The sequence below is a fragment of the Enterobacter sp. SLBN-59 genome (assembly GCF_024807915.1).
In the GTDB taxonomy this organism is placed as follows: Bacteria; Pseudomonadota; Gammaproteobacteria; order Enterobacterales; family Enterobacteriaceae; genus Enterobacter; species Enterobacter asburiae_B.
The window spans coordinates 3957849-3973528 of sequence record NZ_JANUFI010000001.1 but is presented as its reverse complement, the minus strand read 5'-3'; the positions used below and the strand labels follow the sequence as shown (position 1 = coordinate 3973528).

Sequence of the window (15680 nt, the reverse complement as noted above, 5' to 3'; positions counted from 1 at the left end):
TCACAGTTTCATACTAGGCGGGTTATTATTTTGCTCAGTTTTTAAGGACTCACTATGTTTTCCGCAACGCGCCACCGTATTGCTGCCCTGGCGCTCGGCGTTTGCTTTATTCTTCCTGCCCAGGCAAAAAACCAACCTTATGGTGAAATCGCCACTATGCAGGCGCGGCATATTGCCACCGTCTTTCCAGGCCGCATGACCGGCTCGCCTGCGGAGATGCTCTCCGCGGACTATCTTCGCCAGCAGTTTGCCGGGATGGGCTACCAGAGCGATATCCGGTCGTTTCACAGCCGCTACGTCTATACCTCACGAAATAAAACGAAAAACTGGCATAACGTGACCGGCAGTACGGTTATCGCGGCGCATGAAGGTCGCGCGGCTGAACAGATTATTATCATGGCGCACCTTGATACCTACGCTCCGATGAGCGATGCCGATACGGATAACAACCTCGGCGGGCTGACGCTGCAGGGCATGGACGACAACGCGGCGGGCCTGGGCGTGATGCTCGAACTGGCCGAGCGGATGAAAGATATTCCAACCCAGTATGGTATTCGTTTCGTGGCTACCAGCGGTGAAGAAGAGGGCAAACTCGGCGCTGAGAATCTCCTTAAACGCATGAGCGCTGAGGAGAAGAAAAATACGCTGCTGGTGATCAACCTCGATAACCTGATCGTCGGCGATAAGCTTTATTTCAACAGCGGGCAGAGTACGCCGGGACCCGTGCGGAAACTGACGCGCGACCGGGCGCTGGCGATAGCCCGCAGCCATGGCGTTTATGCCACGACCAATCCGGGCGGGAATCCTGCTTTCCCACGCGGAACAGGCTGCTGCAACGACGGGGAAGTGTTCGATAAGGCGGGCATTCCGGTGCTGTACGTGGAAGCGACAAACTGGGCATTGGGCAAGAAAGATGGCTATCAGCAACGCGCTAAATCGAAAGCCTTCCCGGACGGGACAAGCTGGCACAACGTGATGCTGGATAATCAGCAGCACATTGACAGCGCGCTGCCGCAGCGGATTGAGCACCGCAGTCGTGATGTGGTGAAGGTCATGCTGCCGCTGGTGAAGGAGCTGGCGAAAGCGGGGAAAGCCTGAGGTTTTTAAGCATAGGGCGGCCTGATGCCCTCACCCCAACCCTCTCCCACAGGGAGAGGGAGGATAAAGGATTACCCTTCGTGCAGCCCGCACTCGCGCTTCAACCCAAAGAATCGTGTCTCTTCCTCCGCCATTCCCGGTTCCCATTTGCGCGTGGTGTGGATGTCGCCCACTGACAGATAGCCCTGGTCCCACAGCGGATGGTACTTCAGCCCGTGTTTTTGCAGATACTGATACACCGTCCTGTTATCCCAGTCGATAATCGGCAGCACTTTAAATACCCCGCGCTGGACCGCCAGCACCGGTAAGGTTGCACGGCTGCCGGACTGCTCGCGGCGTAGCCCCGCAAACCACGTCTGCGCATTGAGCTCTTTCAGCGCCCGGTTCATCGGCTCAACTTTGTTGATATCATTGTATTTCTCAATGCCCTCTACGCCCTGTTCCCAGAGCTTACCGTAGCGCGCCTCCTGCCAGGCCGCGCTTTCCGTCGCACGGTACACTTTGAGGTTCAGCTTGAGCTTGTCCGTCAGCTCGTCAATAAACTGGTAGGTTTCAGGAAACAGGTAGCCGGTATCGGTGAGGATCACCGGAATGTCCGGACGGATCTGATTCACCAGATGCAGGCTGACCGCCGCCTGAATACCAAAGCTCGACGAGAGCACATAGTCTCCCGGCAGGTTTTCCAGCGCCCACGCCACACGCCCTTCGGCGTCCAGCTTTTCAAGGTGGGCATTGGTTTCTGCCAGCGCCAGAATGCGTTCGACTTTAGGCAGATCGTTAAGGGCGTTTAGATCGAGTACGGACATAATTACCTCTCGTGGTTACTCCCAGAAATTCCTTGCGGGATCGAGCACCGGGCGAATGATGCCCGCACGCACCGTAAAGTCGCCGAAGCCTTCACCCGCTTCGCGCTCTTTCGCCCAGCGCCCGACAAGCTCGTCGATGGAATCAAGGATTTCCGGCTCGGTAATGTTCTCGCGGAACATACGCGGAATGCGCGTGCCGATACGGTTACCGCCCAGGTGCAAGTTGTAACGACCCGGCGCTTTCCCCACCAGACCCAGCTCGGCCAGCATCGCGCGGCCGCAGCCGTTCGGGCAGCCGGTGACGCGCATAACAATATGCTCGTCCGGAATACCGTGTTTTTCCAGAATCGCCTCCACTTTGTCAGTGAATGACGGCAGGAAACGTTCCGCTTCGGCCATCGCCAGCGGACAGGTCGGGAACGACACGCAGGCCATGGAGTTTTCACGCTGCGGCTTAACCGCATCCATTAACCCGTGATCGCGCGCCAGCTTCTCGATCTTCGCCTTCTGGCTTTCCGGCACGCCGGCAATAATGAGATTCTGGTTAGCGGTAATGCGGAATTCGCCTTTATGGATCTTAGCAATTTCCAGCAGACCGGTTTTCAGCGGACGGCCCGGATAGTCCAGAATACGGCCGTTTTCGATAAATAGCGTCAGGTGCCATTTATTATCGATACCTTTCACCCAGCCAATGCGATCGCCGCGACCGGTGAATTCGTAAGGGCGGATCGGCTCAAATTTGATGCCCGCACGACGCTCCACTTCCTCTTTGAACGTCTCCACGCCCACGCGCTCCAGGGTGTATTTGGTTTTCGCGTTTTTACGGTCGGTACGGTTGCCCCAGTCGCGCTGCGTGGTCACTACCGCTTCCGCCACGGCCAGCGTGTGCTCCAGCGGCAGGAAGCCGAACTCGCTCGCGGTGCGGGCGTAGGTTTTCTTATTACCGTGCTCAATGGACAGGCCGCCGCCCACCAGCAGGTTAAAGCCAATCAGCTTGCCGTTTTCGGCAATCGCCACGAAGTTCATGTCGTTGGCGTGCAGATCGATATCGTTCTGCGGTGGGATCACGACCGTGGTTTTAAACTTACGCGGCAGATAGGTCTGGCCAAGGATCGGTTCTTCGTCCGTGGTCGCGACTTTTTCCTGATCGAGCCAAATCTCCGCATAGGCGCGGGTGCGCGGCAGCAGGTGCTCAGAGATCTTCTTCGCCCACTCATAGGCTTCGGCGTGCAGCTCGGACTCATACGGGTTCGAGGTGCAAAGCACGTTACGGTTCATGTCGTTGGCGGTCGCCAGCGCGTCCAGCCCGACCGAGTGCAGCATCTGATGCACCGGCTTGACGTTCTTCTTCAGAATGCCGTGGAACTGGAATGTCTGACGGTTGGTCAGGCGGATGCTGCCATAAATCGTGTTTTCACCAGCAAACTTGTCGATGGCCTGCCACTGTTTGGTGGTGATCACCCCGCCCGGCAGACGGCAGCGCAGCAGCATCGCATGACGCGGCTCCAGCTTCTGTTCGGCACGCTCGGCGCGGATGTCGCGATCGTCCTGCTGGTACATGCCGTGGAAGCGGATCAGCAGGAAGTTGTCGCCTTTGAAGCCGCCGGTGAGACCGTCATTCAGATCTTCAGCAATGGTGCCGCGCAGATAGTTGCTTTCCAGCTTCATGCGCTCGGCGTCTGTCAGTTTACCTTCGACCACCAGTGGCCCTGGATGTTTTTCGCTCATTAGTAGACATCTCGCTGATAACGGCGCTCAACGCGCAGCTCACTTAAAAATTCATCCGCCGTTTCGGCATCCATACCGCCGAATTCGGCAATCACTTCCAGCAGTGCCTGCTCAACGTCTTTCGCCATGCGATTGGCGTCGCCGCAGACATAAATGTGGGCACCGTCATTGATCCAGCGCCACAGCTCTGCGCCCTGTTCGCGCAGTTTATCTTGTACGTATACTTTTTCTTTCTGGTCGCGGGACCAGGCCAGATCGATGCGGGTCAGTACGCCTTCTTTCACATAGCGCTGCCACTCAACCTGGTAGAGGAAATCCTCGGTAAAGTGCGGGTTGCCGAAGAACAGCCAGTTTTTACCCGGCGCTTCATCTGCCGCGCGCTGCTGCATGAAGGCGCGGAACGGCGCAATGCCGGTGCCTGGGCCAATCATGATGACCGGCGTTTCCGGGTTCGCCGGCAGGCGGAAGTTGTCGTTGTGCTCAATAAAGACGCGCACTTCGCCCTCTTCTTCCACGCGATCCGCCAGGAAGCTTGATGCCCCACCCGCACGGGCGCGGCCTTCGATGTCGTAGCGCACCACGCCGACGGTAATATGCACTTCACTCTCCACTTCGGCCTGCGAAGAGGCGATGGAGTACAGGCGCGGCGTCAGCGGTCGCAGCAGGCCGATCAGCGCATCCGCATCCAACTGAGCCGGAGAGAAACGCACCATATCGACAATTGGCGTCGTCGCGGCGTAATGCTGCAGCTTCGCCTTGTCGCCCACCAGCGGCAGCAGGGATTCGCTGCGCGTTAAGGTGGCATAATTTTCGACGATATTCGGGGTGTTCACCGTCAGCTCGAAATGCCACTGCAGCGCCTCTGCAAGCGGCTGGATTTTGCCGTCAACGGTGACGGGCTCGTCACCCTTCAGCCACAGCAGCTCAACCAGCTCTTTCACCAGAGCCGGATCGTTCTGATACCAGATACCCAGCGCGTCGCCCGGCTGATAGCGCAGGCCAGAGTCGCCGAGATCGATCTCGATATGGCGCACGTCTTTTTCCGAATCGCGGCCGGTGATTTTCTGGTTCACCGACAGGCTCGCCGTCAGCGGCGCCTCTTTGGTGTACGGGCTGGTGTGGATGTCGTTGACGGCACCCGTCGCGGTGAACGCGGCCTGCGCCGACGTCTCTTTCGGCACGCGCGCTTTCAGCACCTCAACGATGCGCGCACGCCATTCGGCGGCGGCGGTCTGGTATTCAACATCCGCGTCAACGCGGTCCAGCAGGCGCTCCGCGCCCAGCTCCGCCAGCCTGCTGTCGAAGTCTTTACCGGACTGGCAGAAGAATTCATACGAGGTATCGCCAAGGCCAAATACGGCAAACGCCGTGGCATCCAGCTTCGGCGCTTTTTTCGAGAACAGGAACTTGTGCAGCGCCACCGCTTCTTCAGCAGGTTCACCTTCACCCTGCGTAGAGGCGACCACCACCAGCAGTTTTTCTGACGCGATTTGCTTAAATTTATAATCCCCGGCGTTGACCAGGTTCACGTTCAGTTTGGCGGCCAGCAGGTCGTCACGCAGCGCTTCGGCCACGCGGCGCGCATTGCCCGTCTGCGAGGCGGAAATCAGGGTAATGGCCGGAATTTCAACGGCCGTTACCGGTGCACCCGCCACAGCGCCAGGCTGCTGATTGAGCATTCCCCAGAAATAACCGGAGACCCAGGCAAGCTGAGTGGGAGAAAAATCAGAGGTGGCAGCCTGAAGGCGCGCCAGTTGCTCCGGGTTCAGGGGAAGCAAATTTGAAGGTGGGGCCTGTGTTGTCATGCGTCGTTATGTTCCAGTAGCCAAGCGGACTTTAAGCGAATAAATCCAAACTGAAGATAAGGTTAACGGCGAGGATAATAACAATTAAAGAAGGGATGGAAATAATAAATAACCAAATGGACTAACCTGTTTTAGTTGTCATACTTAGCGATAAAACCGATTAATTAACCCTCTGAAAATTATCGATAAAAGCATCAAAAAACGCCTGTTAACGAGACGCCAGGCTTCAGAGCCGTTTTAGTTAATGCTAAAAATTGTGCTTTCCGGTACTATGCGGCGGTTTTTTCCGCATTACTGAGAGCGATCATGTCCACCACACTGTTTAAAGATTTCACCTTCGAAGCCGCCCACCACCTTCCGCATGTCCCTGAAGGGCATAAATGCGGCCGTCTGCACGGGCATTCGTTCATGGTGCGTCTTGAGATCACCGGTGAAGTTGATCCGCATACCGGTTGGATCATGGATTTTGCCGAACTGAAGGCGGCGTTTAAGCCGACCTACGATCGTCTGGATCATTACTACCTGAATGATATCCCGGGCCTTGAAAACCCGACCAGCGAAGTGCTGGCGAAATGGATTTGGGATCAGATGAAGCCGCTGGTGCCGCTGCTGAGCGCGGTGATGATCAAAGAGACCTGTACCGCCGGCTGTATCTATCGCGGGGAGTAAAAAAAGCCCGGCTAAACCGGGCTTTTTTTTAGGCAATATTCAGGTATTTGTGCGTCTGCATCGACAGGCGCCAGTTGCGCGCAATACAGGTTTCAATGCACAGGCGCGTCGCGTCGTCTTTCTGGCTGATCGGCTGTAGCGCAATGACGCGCTGCTTTTCATCCGTCAGCGTGGCCAGCAGTTCATCCAGCGCTTCGATATCACGCACGCGCCCAACCGGGTGCTTAATCTCATCCGCGCGTTCCAGCGCCTGAGACAGCACGTCATACCCGCCGCGCATATTCACTTTTGGCGATACCGTCACCCAGGTGGTGTGTGAACAGCGCACTTCATGGGTGCCGCTGGTTTCAATCTGGCAGCTGTAGCCGTTCTTTTCGAGCAGCTCGGTCAGCGGCGTCAGATCGTGGATGCAGGGTTCACCGCCGGTGATCACGACGTGGCGCGCCGTCCAGCCCTGACGACCAATAATGGCCAGCAGATCTTCTGAACTGCCCGCGCCCCACTTATCGCTCTCTTTGGTTTTCGCCAGAATGCTAAACAGCGACACTTCCCGATCTGCGAGCTTATCCCACGTATGTTTGGTATCACACCAGGCACAGCCAACCGGGCATCCCTGTAAACGAATGAAAATAGCGGGAACGCCGGTAAAGTAACCCTCGCCTTGCAGGGTCTGGAACATCTCGTTAATCGGGTACTGCATAGTCATCTCAGTAAAGGGGATAAACGATAAGTATCGCAGATCCCCGCCTGATGGTCATGCTCCATCGGTGATTTGCGCGCCAATCGCCGCCATAAAACGCTCGGTAATTTGCTGTGGACGGGTGATGGCGCCGCCGACGACGACCGTATGCGCGCCCAGCGCCAGGCATCTGGCCGCGCGTTCAGGCGTATCCACGTTGCCTTCGGCAACCACGGGAACCGTCACGGCAGCCAGCACGCCCTTCAGGAACGCGCAGTCGTTCTCCGGAAGCGAATGGCCCGCCGTTTCCGCCGTATAGCCGTAAAGCGTGGTGCCGACACAGTCAAAGCCAAGCGCCTGTGCCGTCACGGCTTCGCCCACGGTGGAAATATCCGCCATCAGCAGTACCGCGGGATAGCGCGAGCGGATGCGCGCGACCAGCGTTTCCAGGGATTCTCCACCGGGACGCTCCCGCGCCGTCGCATCAAGCGCAATGATTTCCGGAGAGACGGTCATGAGCTCATCCACCTCTTTCATCGTGGCGGTGATAAACACCTCGCTTTCCGGGTAATCCCGTTTGATGATGCCGATAACAGGCAAAGAGACCTGCTGCTTAATGGCCTCGATATCCACCACGCTGTTGGCACGAATGGCAGCGGCTCCGCCCTGTGCCGCCGCCAGCGCCATGCGCGACATAATAAACGGGCTATGCAGCGGTTCATTTTCCAGCGCCTGACAGGAGACGACCAGTTTTCCCTTCAGGTTATCCAGTACAGTTTTCATTACGATAAGATCTCTTCCACTTCGTTTTTGATAATCGTGACGTGCGGGCCATAAATGACCTGAACCCCGTTACCGCGCACGATAACGCCGCGCGCGCCGGTGGCTTTCAGCGCCGCGTCATTCACTTTGCTGCCGTCCTTCACCGTGACGCGAAGCCGCGTGGCGCAGCAGTCCACCTCTTCCAGATTCTCTTTTCCGCCTAATCCCGCGATCACCGCAACGGCGCGCTCGCTCTGCGAGAAGGTCGCTTCACTGGCCATCGCCTCCTTTTCCCGACCCGGCGTGGCAAAATCAAAACGGTTAATCAGATAGCGGAAGGTGAAGTAGTAAAGGAAGAACCACGGCACGCCGACCAGCGGAACGAACATCCAGTTAGTTTTGGCCTCTCCCTGCAAAATGCCGAACAGCACGAAGTCAATAAAACCGCCGGAGAAGGTTTGCCCGATGGTGATATGCAGCATGTGCGCGAGCATGAACGCCAGCCCGTCAAACAGCGCATGAATGACGTAAAGCACAGGCGCAATAAACAGGAAGGAAAACTCGATAGGCTCGGTAATCCCGGTCAGGAACGAGGTTAGCGCCGCAGAGAGCAGCAGCCCGGCAACGCGCTTTTTGTTCTCCGGTTTTGCCGTGTGGTACATCGCCAGACACGCGCCGAGCAGGCCAAACATCATCGTAATAAAGCGCCCGGACATGAAGCGCGACGTGCCCTCATAGAAATGCTGCGTGTTCGGGTCGGCCAGCTGGGCGAAGAAGATCCGCTGTGTGCCCTCGACGAGGTGACCGTTAACAATCTCACTGCCGCCGAGCGCGGTGGTCCAGAACGGCAGATAGAAGATGTGGTGCAAACCAAACGGGCCCAGCATGCGTAAAATGAAGCCGTACAGCAGGGTGCCCAGATAGCCGGTGGCATCCACCAGCCCGCCGAGACCAAAAATCAGTTTCTGAAAATGCGGCCAGACCACCGTCATGAGCGCGCCGACGAGTATCGCCGCCAGCGAGCTGATGATGGGAACAAAGCGCGAGCCGCCAAAAAACCCGAGGAACTGCGGAAGCGCAATTTTATTAAACCGGTGATGGAGCGTGCAGGTCACCAGACCAATCACCACGCCGCCAAACACGCCGGTTTCCAGCGTCTGGATCCCCAGCGTCATGCCCTGCCCAACTGCACCCGGGTTCTCGTGCGTCAGTTTGCCGGTGAGGATCAGCAGCGCGTTGATGGTGGCATTCATCACCAGAAACGCGAGTAGCGCCGCCAGCCCAGCCGTGCCCTTATCGCTTTTTGCCAACCCGACGGCTACCCCAACCGCAAACAGCACCGAGAGGTTTGCAAACACGATTGAACCGGCGCTGCTCATGATGGTGAAAATAGCCTGAAGCCAGCCCACATCTAAAAACGGATAAGCCGCCAGCGTATTGGGATTCGATAACGCGCCGCCTATCCCCAGCAGCAGGCCCGCCGCGGGCAGCACGGCGATAGGCAACATAAAGGATTTACCAAAGCGCTGCGCTTTTTCAAACCATCCCCCCGAAGAAGCGCCACTGAACATTTGCATCATTTTTTTCATCTCCCCATTAAACGATGAAAATTTTTACCATATAAATATGGCACAGTGAAAATTATCATCAAAAACCAGGAAACCGATCATACTTTTTCAAAATGACTGGCATCTTTCCCCTCCTTTCCGCCACACTAGTCGCAGCGAAACACATTAAGGACGTGGCATGTCGGACCATGAAAATCTGCTGCTGAAGCTCCGCCAGGAGGCTTCCGGGTACAGCCCAACGCAACAAAAACTCGGTGAGTTTGTCCTCAGCGATCCTGCCCGGGTGCTCTACCTGACGATCACTGAACTGGCGCGCGAGAGCCACACCAGCGAAGCCAGCGTCACGCGCCTTTGCCGGACGCTGGGCTGCAAGGGCTATAACGAATTTAAAATGGCGCTTGCGCTGGATATTCAGCAGGGCCAGCCCGCGCGTCAGGCGGGTGATGAGATTGATAACGTCGTGGATGAGTCGGTGCAGGCTTTGCAGGATACCGCCAGACTCCTCGACCGCACGCTGCTTGAAAAAGCGGCGCTGGCGCTGCATCAGGCGCAATCCGTGCAGATTTATGGCGTCGCGGCCAGCGCGATCCTCGGGGAGTATCTGCATTACAAGCTGTTGCGGCTGGGCAAACCCGCGCAGCTGTTTAGCGATATGCACCGCGCGGCCATGAATGCGACAACGCTTTCGAAAGATACGCTGGTTGTGGCCATCTCCAGCTCGGGTTCAACGCGGGATTTACTCCACGTGGTGAAGCTTGCCCGCAAGCGCGGCGTTAAGGTTCTGGCGCTCAGCAATACGCCCCGCAGCCCGCTGGCGTCTCTGAGCGACATGCAGCTGGTTGCCGCCAAACCAGAAGGCCCTCTAAGTGCAGGCGCGCTCAATGCGAAGGTTGGAGTCATGCTGCTGGTCGAGCTGTTGACCACGTCCATGATTGCGCTGGATGGTCATTACGGCGACGTTAGCCAGCAAACAGCCAGCGCCACGCTTCCCCTTTTGCTCTGAAAATCATTCGCAGGCTAAATAAATCGGCCTGCGATTTATGTTGTCTGATTTGAGTTAAGTGGTATTTAAAACATTTATTCGATAAATGTTTGGTGTAACAAATTATTATATTTATTACATTTTGAATTACGTTCACCATTCGGCACAGACTTCATAAAAACATTTAAATTCAATTAGTTAAAATTTAAATCTTAATAGAGTGAATTTTTACCCTTGTGATACTGTCCAATATATCCACCTGATTTCCTTTCCTTAAAATAAGCTTAAGACGCCATTGATTTCGGCGTTTTATTATTTAAATGCCGTTTACTTTTGCACGCCTACAATCCGCCTCATCAATCATAATGAGACGGTATTAATGAAGATGTTATTGATTACAGGCGTGACCGGATTTCTGGGCGGTGCAGTTCTTGAAAAAATCCTGACCAGCGATCAACCCGCAAAACTCCTTTTGCTTGCGCGCGCCAGCGATCCGCAGAGCGGGCTGGATCGCGTGCTGGAGAACATGCGCAAGTTCAACGTTCCCGAGGACAAACTGGCCTCACTGGGCGTGGATAATATCCTGATTGGCGACCTCAGCCAGCCGGATGCCTTCCTGAACGATCCCCGTCTGGATCGGGTCACGCACGTGGTTAACTGTGCGGCCGTCGCCTCATTTGGTAATAACCCGCTGATCTGGAAGGTCAACGTTGAAGGTACGCTCGCGCTGGCGCGCCGTATGGAGCAGGTTACAGGACTGCAGCGTTTCCTCCACGTCGGCACCGCAATGTCATGCACGCCGGAGCAGGATTCACTGGTCGCCGAAAGCGCTGAATTCAGAGAGAATGCTGAACACCTGGTGGAATACACGTTTTCGAAGTCAACCATCGAACAGCTGATGCGCCAGGAGTGCCCTAACCTGCCGCTGCTCATCGCCCGTCCGTCCATCGTCGTCGGCCATACCCGTCACGGCTGCACCCCGTCGAGCAGCATTTTCTGGGTCTTTAGCATGGGCCTGATGCTGCAGAAGTTTATGTGCTCAATGGAAGACCGGATTGACGTTGTTCCGGTGGATTATTGCGCCGACGCGATGTTAATGCTGCTCAACAGCAACGCTCGTCCGGGAGAAGTGGTACACATTTCTGCGGGAGAAGAGAACAGCGTTCGCTTTGCGGATATCGATCAGGCAATGGCGCAGGCGCTGGAGAAAGCCCCCGTCGGGGATAAATATGCGCAGGTCAGCTACGAAACGCTGGTCAGAATGCGCCGCGAGCTGAAACATATTTTTGGCCCATGCAACGAGCGTCTGATGCTGAAAGCCATGCGTTTATACGGTGCATTTGCCACGCTTAACGTGCGCTTCAGCAACGATAAACTGCTGAGCATGGGGATGCCGAAGCCGCCCCGGTTTACGGATTACATCGCCCGCTGCGTGCAAACCACCCAGGGGCTGACCATTCCGGAGCAAATGGCGGTCGATTTTAAATAGCCAAAAAAAATGCCAGTCATTCGACTGGCATTTTCATTTTAAGGCTTAAGCAATTATGCCTGGCCTTTGATCTCTTTCAGACCGTTGTATGGTGCTTTTTCGCCCAGCGCTTCTTCGATACGAATCAGCTGGTTGTATTTAGCAACACGGTCAGAACGGCTCATAGAACCGGTTTTGATCTGGCCTGCAGCGGTACCTACAGCCAGGTCGGCAATGGTAGCGTCTTCAGTTTCGCCAGAACGGTGAGAGATAACAGCGGTGTAGCCAGCGTCTTTCGCCATTTTGATCGCAGCCAGAGTTTCGGTCAGAGAACCGATCTGGTTGAATTTGATCAGGATGGAGTTAACGATGCCTTTTTCGATGCCTTCTTTCAGGATCTTGGTGTTGGTTACGAACAGGTCGTCACCAACCAGCTGGATTTTGTCGCCCAGTACTTTAGTCTGGTATGCGAAGCCAGCCCAGTCAGACTCGTCCAGACCGTCTTCGATAGACACGATTGGGTACTGTTTGGTCAGGTCTTCCAGGAAGTGAGTGAACTCTTCGGAGGTGAACGCTTTGTTGCCTTCGCCAGCCAGAACGTATTTACCGTCTTTGTAGAATTCAGATGCTGCACAGTCCATCGCCAGGGTGATGTCTTTGCCCAGCTCGTAGCCAGCAGCTTTAACTGCTTCTGCGATAACGGCCAGCGCTTCTGCGTTAGAACCCAGGTTTGGCGCATAGCCACCTTCGTCACCAACAGCAGTGTTCATACCTTTAGCTTTCAGAACTTTAGCCAGGTTGTGGAACACTTCAGAACCCATACGTACCGCTTCTTTCAGGGATTTCGCGCCAACTGGCTGAATCATGAATTCCTGAATATCAACGTTGTTGTCTGCGTGCTCACCACCGTTGATGATGTTCATCATTGGTACAGGCATGGAGTATTTGCCTGGGGTGCCGTTCAGTTCAGCGATGTGCTCGAACAGTGGCATACCTTTCGCAGCAGCAGCCGCTTTGGCGTTCGCCAGAGAAACAGCCAGGATTGCGTTCGCACCGAAGTTAGATTTGTTTTCAGTACCGTCCAGATCGATCATGATCTTGTCGATGCCAGCCTGGTCTTTGGCGTCTTTGCCAAGGATTGCCTGAGCAATCGGACCGTTTACAGCGCCAACCGCTTTCAGTACGCCTTTGCCCAGGAAGCGGGATTTGTCGCCATCGCGCAGTTCCAGCGCTTCGCGAGAACCAGTAGAAGCACCTGATGGAGCAGCAGCCATACCAACGAAACCACCTTCCAGGTGAACTTCGGCTTCAACGGTCGGGTTACCACGGGAGTCGATGATTTCACGACCGATGACTTTAACGATTTTGGACATTAGATTTTCCTCAGTACAAGTTAAACTAAAACTCCAGACAAACAACGCGTACCAAAGGTACGCGTTGCCGTTCTAACTTTTTTTACTTCGCCTGACGCTTCTGGTAGTCGCTGGCGGCCTTCACGAAGCCTGCAAACAGCGGATGCCCGTCACGTGGCGTTGAAGTAAATTCCGGGTGGAACTGGCAGGCGACAAACCACGGATGGTTTGGCACTTCAATGATCTCGACTAACTGATCATCCCCGGAGCGGCCCGCAACACGCAGGCCCGCGGCTTCAATAGGTTTCAACAACATGTTGTTGACTTCATAGCGGTGACGATGGCGCTCGGTGATGACCGGCTCGCCGTACAGCTTGCGAACCACGCTATCGTCAGACAGCTGGCAGGCCTGTGCGCCAAGACGCATGGTGCCACCCAGATCGCTCTTCTCGGTACGGACTTCGACGTTACCTTCTTCGTCACGCCATTCAGTGATAAGCGCCACAACAGGGTACTTACAGTCTGGCACAAATTCCGTAGAGTTCGCGTTTTCCATTCCCGCTACGTTGCGCGCAAATTCGATCAGCGCAACCTGCATACCCAGACAGATGCCGAGGTATGGAATATTGTTTTCACGCGCATAGCGCGCGGTGGCGATCTTGCCTTCTACACCACGGTAGCCGAAGCCGCCAGGGATGAGGATAGCATCCAGATCTTTCAGGATTTCAACGCCACGCGTTTCAACATCCTGCGAATCAATCAGCTTGATGTTCACGGAAACACGGTTCTTCAGACCACCGTGTTTCAGCGCTTCGATCACTGACTTATAGGCATCCGGCAGTTCAATGTACTTGCCGACCATACCGATAGTCACTTCGCCTGCCGGGTTGGCTTCTTCATAAATAACCTGTTCCCATTCAGACAGGTTCGCTTCCGGACAGTTCAAGCTGAATCGTTTACAAATATAATCGTCCAGGCCCTGAGATTTCAACAGGCCCGGGATTTTATAAATGGAATCGACATCTTTCATTGAAATAACGGCTTTTTCAGGCACGTTACAGAACAATGCAATTTTCGCACGTTCGTTCGCCGGAACCGCGCGATCGGAGCGGCAAACCAGGATATCTGGCTGAATACCAATGGAGAGCAGCTCTTTCACAGAGTGCTGAGTCGGCTTGGTTTTCACTTCACCTGCGGCGGCCATGTACGGCACCAGAGTCAGGTGCATGAACAGCGCGTGCTCACGGCCGATATCTACCGCCAGCTGACGAATCGCTTCCAGGAATGGCAGGGATTCGATATCACCCACGGTACCGCCGATTTCAACCAGCACCACGTCGTGGCCTTCGCCACCCGCAACAATGCGTTCTTTGATTGCGTTAGTGATGTGCGGGATAACCTGAACGGTTGCACCCAGATAGTCACCACGGCGCTCTTTACGCAGAACGTCGGAGTAGATGCGGCCAGTCGTGAAGTTGTTACGACGGGTCATTTTGGTGCGGATGAAACGCTCGTAGTGGCCAAGATCCAGATCGGTTTCAGCGCCGTCTTCAGTAACGAACACTTCCCCGTGTTGGATTGGGCTCATGGTGCCTGGATCGACGTTGATGTACGGATCCAGTTTCATCATGGTCACATTGAGGCCACGGGCTTCAAGAATGGCTGCGAGGGAGGCTGCGGCAATGCCTTTACCCAGAGAGGATACGACCCCGCCGGTCACAAAAATATAGTTCGTTGTCATGCTGAACCTGAGAAGTTAGGGTGAAACGATGGAATAACCAGGACGGGAAAGTAGTATACCCGAACACGGCGAGCGCCACAAACTTTCATTCTCCGTCTCCATTCCAGGCCATGACAAACATAAGGAGTGAGAAAATAGCCCCTTTTGGGTAAATGTTTTTGACGCAAATCAAGCGCTTGTCATTTAAAAAATCACACAAATTGCGCTTGATCGCAAAATCTCGTTAGAGATCAGATTCCTGGCGCTTTACTTCTTGCCAGACTTCTTCCATCGCTTCGAGGTCAATTCCGCTCATTTCCAGGCCTCGCGAGGCGACAATCCGCTCAACTTCGCGAAAGCGTCGTTCGAATTTTATGTTGGCTTTTTGCAGGGCGGTTTCCGCTTTTACACCCAGGTGGCGAGAAAGGTTGACGGTTGCAAACAGCAGGTCGCCCATCTCTTCCTCAAGCTTTGCTTCATCCACCACCGCCTGCTGCGCTTCGCGCATGACTTCGTCAATCTCTTCGTGCACTTTATCCAGCACCGGGCCGAGGGAGGTCCAGTCAAAACCGACGGCGGAGCAGCGTTTCTGGATTTTATGCGCGCGCATCAGCGCGGGCAGGCTCAGCGGAATATCATCCAGCGCCGAGTGCTGGGATTTTTCCGCTCGCTCGGCGCTTTTGATCTGCTCCCAGCGGGCCAGCACCTCAGCGCTATTCTCTGCGGTGGCATCGCCGAAGATATGGGGATGACGGCGCTCAAGCTTGTCGCTGATGGCAGCGCAGATATCGTCAAAGTTAAAGCGCCCTTCTTCCTGCGCCATTTGCGCATAGAACACCACCTGGAACAGCAGGTCGCCCAGCTCGCCGCGCAGGTCGTCAAAATCTTCGCGGGAAATGGCGTCCAGCACCTCGTAGGTTTCTTCGAGGGTATAAGGTGCAATGGTGGCGAAAGTCTGCTCTTTGTCCCACGGGCAGCCGTTTTCCGGGTCGCGCAGGCGTTTCATGATGCCAAGCAGGCGGTCGATTTGAGTCATGGTTATG

Annotated in this window: 13 protein-coding genes; 4 read left to right on the top strand and 9 right to left on the bottom strand. The window is 55.3% G+C overall.

Annotated elements, in window-relative coordinates:
- Nucleotides 1-54 precede the first annotated feature (54 nt).
- The gene (locus M2422_RS18945; RefSeq protein ID WP_064673516.1) at nucleotides 55-1098 is read left to right on the top strand and encodes an aminopeptidase; all 1044 of its coding nucleotides are present in this window, start codon (nucleotides 55-57) and stop codon (nucleotides 1096-1098) included.
- 71 nt (nucleotides 1099-1169) lie between these two features.
- Here the strand turns inward: M2422_RS18945 and cysH are convergent, their stop codons facing one another.
- Genes cysH through cysJ form a run of 3 tightly spaced genes read right to left on the bottom strand, consistent with a single transcriptional unit; the run spans nucleotide 1170 to nucleotide 5437 of the window.
- Nucleotides 1170-1904: a phosphoadenosine phosphosulfate reductase gene (gene cysH / locus M2422_RS18940; protein ID WP_259141915.1), complete on the bottom strand. Its 735-nt coding sequence runs from the start codon at nucleotides 1902-1904 to the stop codon at nucleotides 1170-1172.
- Between the two features lie 15 nt (nucleotides 1905-1919).
- On the bottom strand, nucleotides 1920-3632 hold the full coding sequence (gene cysI, locus M2422_RS18935) for an assimilatory sulfite reductase (NADPH) hemoprotein subunit (protein ID WP_259141913.1): 1713 nt from the start codon (nucleotides 3630-3632) through the stop codon (nucleotides 1920-1922).
- Nucleotides 3632-5437 (bottom strand): NADPH-dependent assimilatory sulfite reductase flavoprotein subunit, encoded by a 1806-nt coding sequence (gene cysJ, locus M2422_RS18930; protein WP_064673514.1) that lies wholly within the window; start codon nucleotides 5435-5437, stop codon nucleotides 3632-3634. Before cysJ ends, cysI begins: the two co-directional genes overlap by 1 nt.
- A 306-nt stretch (nucleotides 5438-5743) precedes the next feature.
- Between cysJ and queD the strand changes: the two genes are divergently transcribed.
- The gene (gene queD / locus M2422_RS18925; RefSeq protein ID WP_023309002.1) at nucleotides 5744-6106 is read left to right on the top strand and encodes a 6-carboxytetrahydropterin synthase QueD; all 363 of its coding nucleotides are present in this window, start codon (nucleotides 5744-5746) and stop codon (nucleotides 6104-6106) included.
- 28 nt (nucleotides 6107-6134) lie between these two features.
- On the opposite strand, the gene queE is transcribed toward queD, so the two are convergent.
- Genes queE through M2422_RS18910 form a run of 3 tightly spaced genes read right to left on the bottom strand, consistent with a single transcriptional unit; the run spans nucleotide 6135 to nucleotide 9127 of the window.
- Nucleotides 6135-6806 (bottom strand): 7-carboxy-7-deazaguanine synthase QueE, encoded by a 672-nt coding sequence (queE, locus tag M2422_RS18920; protein ID WP_023333236.1) that lies wholly within the window; start codon nucleotides 6804-6806, stop codon nucleotides 6135-6137.
- Nucleotides 6807-6860: 54 nt separating this feature from the next.
- Nucleotides 6861-7568, bottom strand: a complete 708-nt coding sequence (locus M2422_RS18915; RefSeq protein ID WP_259141907.1) for an N-acetylmannosamine-6-phosphate 2-epimerase — start codon at nucleotides 7566-7568, stop codon at nucleotides 6861-6863.
- Nucleotides 7568-9127: a PTS transporter subunit EIIC gene (locus M2422_RS18910; protein WP_064673567.1), complete on the bottom strand. Its 1560-nt coding sequence runs from the start codon at nucleotides 9125-9127 to the stop codon at nucleotides 7568-7570. The genes M2422_RS18915 and M2422_RS18910 overlap by 1 nt, the downstream gene beginning before the upstream one ends.
- Before the next feature lie 166 nt (nucleotides 9128-9293).
- Between M2422_RS18910 and M2422_RS18905 the strand changes: the two genes are divergently transcribed.
- Together M2422_RS18905 and M2422_RS18900 are read left to right on the top strand one after the other, a co-directional pair.
- Complete coding sequence (locus M2422_RS18905) at nucleotides 9294-10118, top strand: MurR/RpiR family transcriptional regulator (RefSeq protein WP_029741550.1); 825 nt, start codon at nucleotides 9294-9296, stop codon at nucleotides 10116-10118.
- A gap of 358 nt (nucleotides 10119-10476) precedes the next feature.
- Nucleotides 10477-11586, top strand: a complete 1110-nt coding sequence (locus M2422_RS18900) for an SDR family oxidoreductase (RefSeq protein ID WP_033146419.1) — start codon at nucleotides 10477-10479, stop codon at nucleotides 11584-11586.
- 53 nt (nucleotides 11587-11639) lie between these two features.
- Here the strand turns inward: M2422_RS18900 and eno are convergent, their stop codons facing one another.
- From eno to mazG, 3 genes are all read right to left on the bottom strand, one after another.
- A complete protein-coding gene (gene eno, locus M2422_RS18895) occupies nucleotides 11640-12938 on the bottom strand; it encodes a phosphopyruvate hydratase (RefSeq protein ID WP_023309012.1) in 1299 nt (432 codons plus the stop codon).
- A gap of 82 nt (nucleotides 12939-13020) precedes the next feature.
- Complete coding sequence (pyrG, locus tag M2422_RS18890) at nucleotides 13021-14658, bottom strand: glutamine hydrolyzing CTP synthase (protein WP_023309013.1); 1638 nt, start codon at nucleotides 14656-14658, stop codon at nucleotides 13021-13023.
- A gap of 223 nt (nucleotides 14659-14881) precedes the next feature.
- Nucleotides 14882-15673, bottom strand: coding sequence for a nucleoside triphosphate pyrophosphohydrolase (gene mazG / locus M2422_RS18885; protein ID WP_259141903.1), 792 nt, complete (start codon nucleotides 15671-15673; stop codon nucleotides 14882-14884).
- Between the last annotated feature and the right edge of the window lie 7 nt (nucleotides 15674-15680).

Excerpts from the sequence above, each read along its gene's own strand:
- M2422_RS18900 (WP_033146419.1), top strand. The coding sequence starts at position 10,477 with ATGAAGATGTTATTGATTACAGGCGTGACCGGATTTCTGGGCGGTGCA.
- cysH (WP_259141915.1), bottom strand. The coding sequence starts at position 1,904 with ATGTCCGTACTCGATCTAAACGCCCTTAACGATCTGCCTAAAGTCGAA.
- M2422_RS18945 (WP_064673516.1), top strand. The coding sequence starts at position 55 with ATGTTTTCCGCAACGCGCCACCGTATTGCTGCCCTGGCGCTCGGCGTT.
- eno (WP_023309012.1), bottom strand. The coding sequence starts at position 12,938 with ATGTCCAAAATCGTTAAAGTCATCGGTCGTGAAATCATCGACTCCCGT.
- M2422_RS18910 (WP_064673567.1), bottom strand. The coding sequence starts at position 9,127 with ATGATGCAAATGTTCAGTGGCGCTTCTTCGGGGGGATGGTTTGAAAAA.
- queE (WP_023333236.1), bottom strand. The coding sequence starts at position 6,806 with ATGCAGTACCCGATTAACGAGATGTTCCAGACCCTGCAAGGCGAGGGT.
- M2422_RS18905 (WP_029741550.1), top strand. The coding sequence starts at position 9,294 with ATGTCGGACCATGAAAATCTGCTGCTGAAGCTCCGCCAGGAGGCTTCC.
- cysJ (WP_064673514.1), bottom strand. The coding sequence starts at position 5,437 with ATGACAACACAGGCCCCACCTTCAAATTTGCTTCCCCTGAACCCGGAG.
- cysI (WP_259141913.1), bottom strand. The coding sequence starts at position 3,632 with ATGAGCGAAAAACATCCAGGGCCACTGGTGGTCGAAGGTAAACTGACA.
- mazG (WP_259141903.1), bottom strand. The coding sequence starts at position 15,673 with ATGACTCAAATCGACCGCCTGCTTGGCATCATGAAACGCCTGCGCGAC.
- pyrG (WP_023309013.1), bottom strand. The coding sequence starts at position 14,658 with ATGACAACGAACTATATTTTTGTGACCGGCGGGGTCGTATCCTCTCTG.
- queD (WP_023309002.1), top strand. The coding sequence starts at position 5,744 with ATGTCCACCACACTGTTTAAAGATTTCACCTTCGAAGCCGCCCACCAC.
- M2422_RS18915 (WP_259141907.1), bottom strand. The coding sequence starts at position 7,568 with ATGAAAACTGTACTGGATAACCTGAAGGGAAAACTGGTCGTCTCCTGT.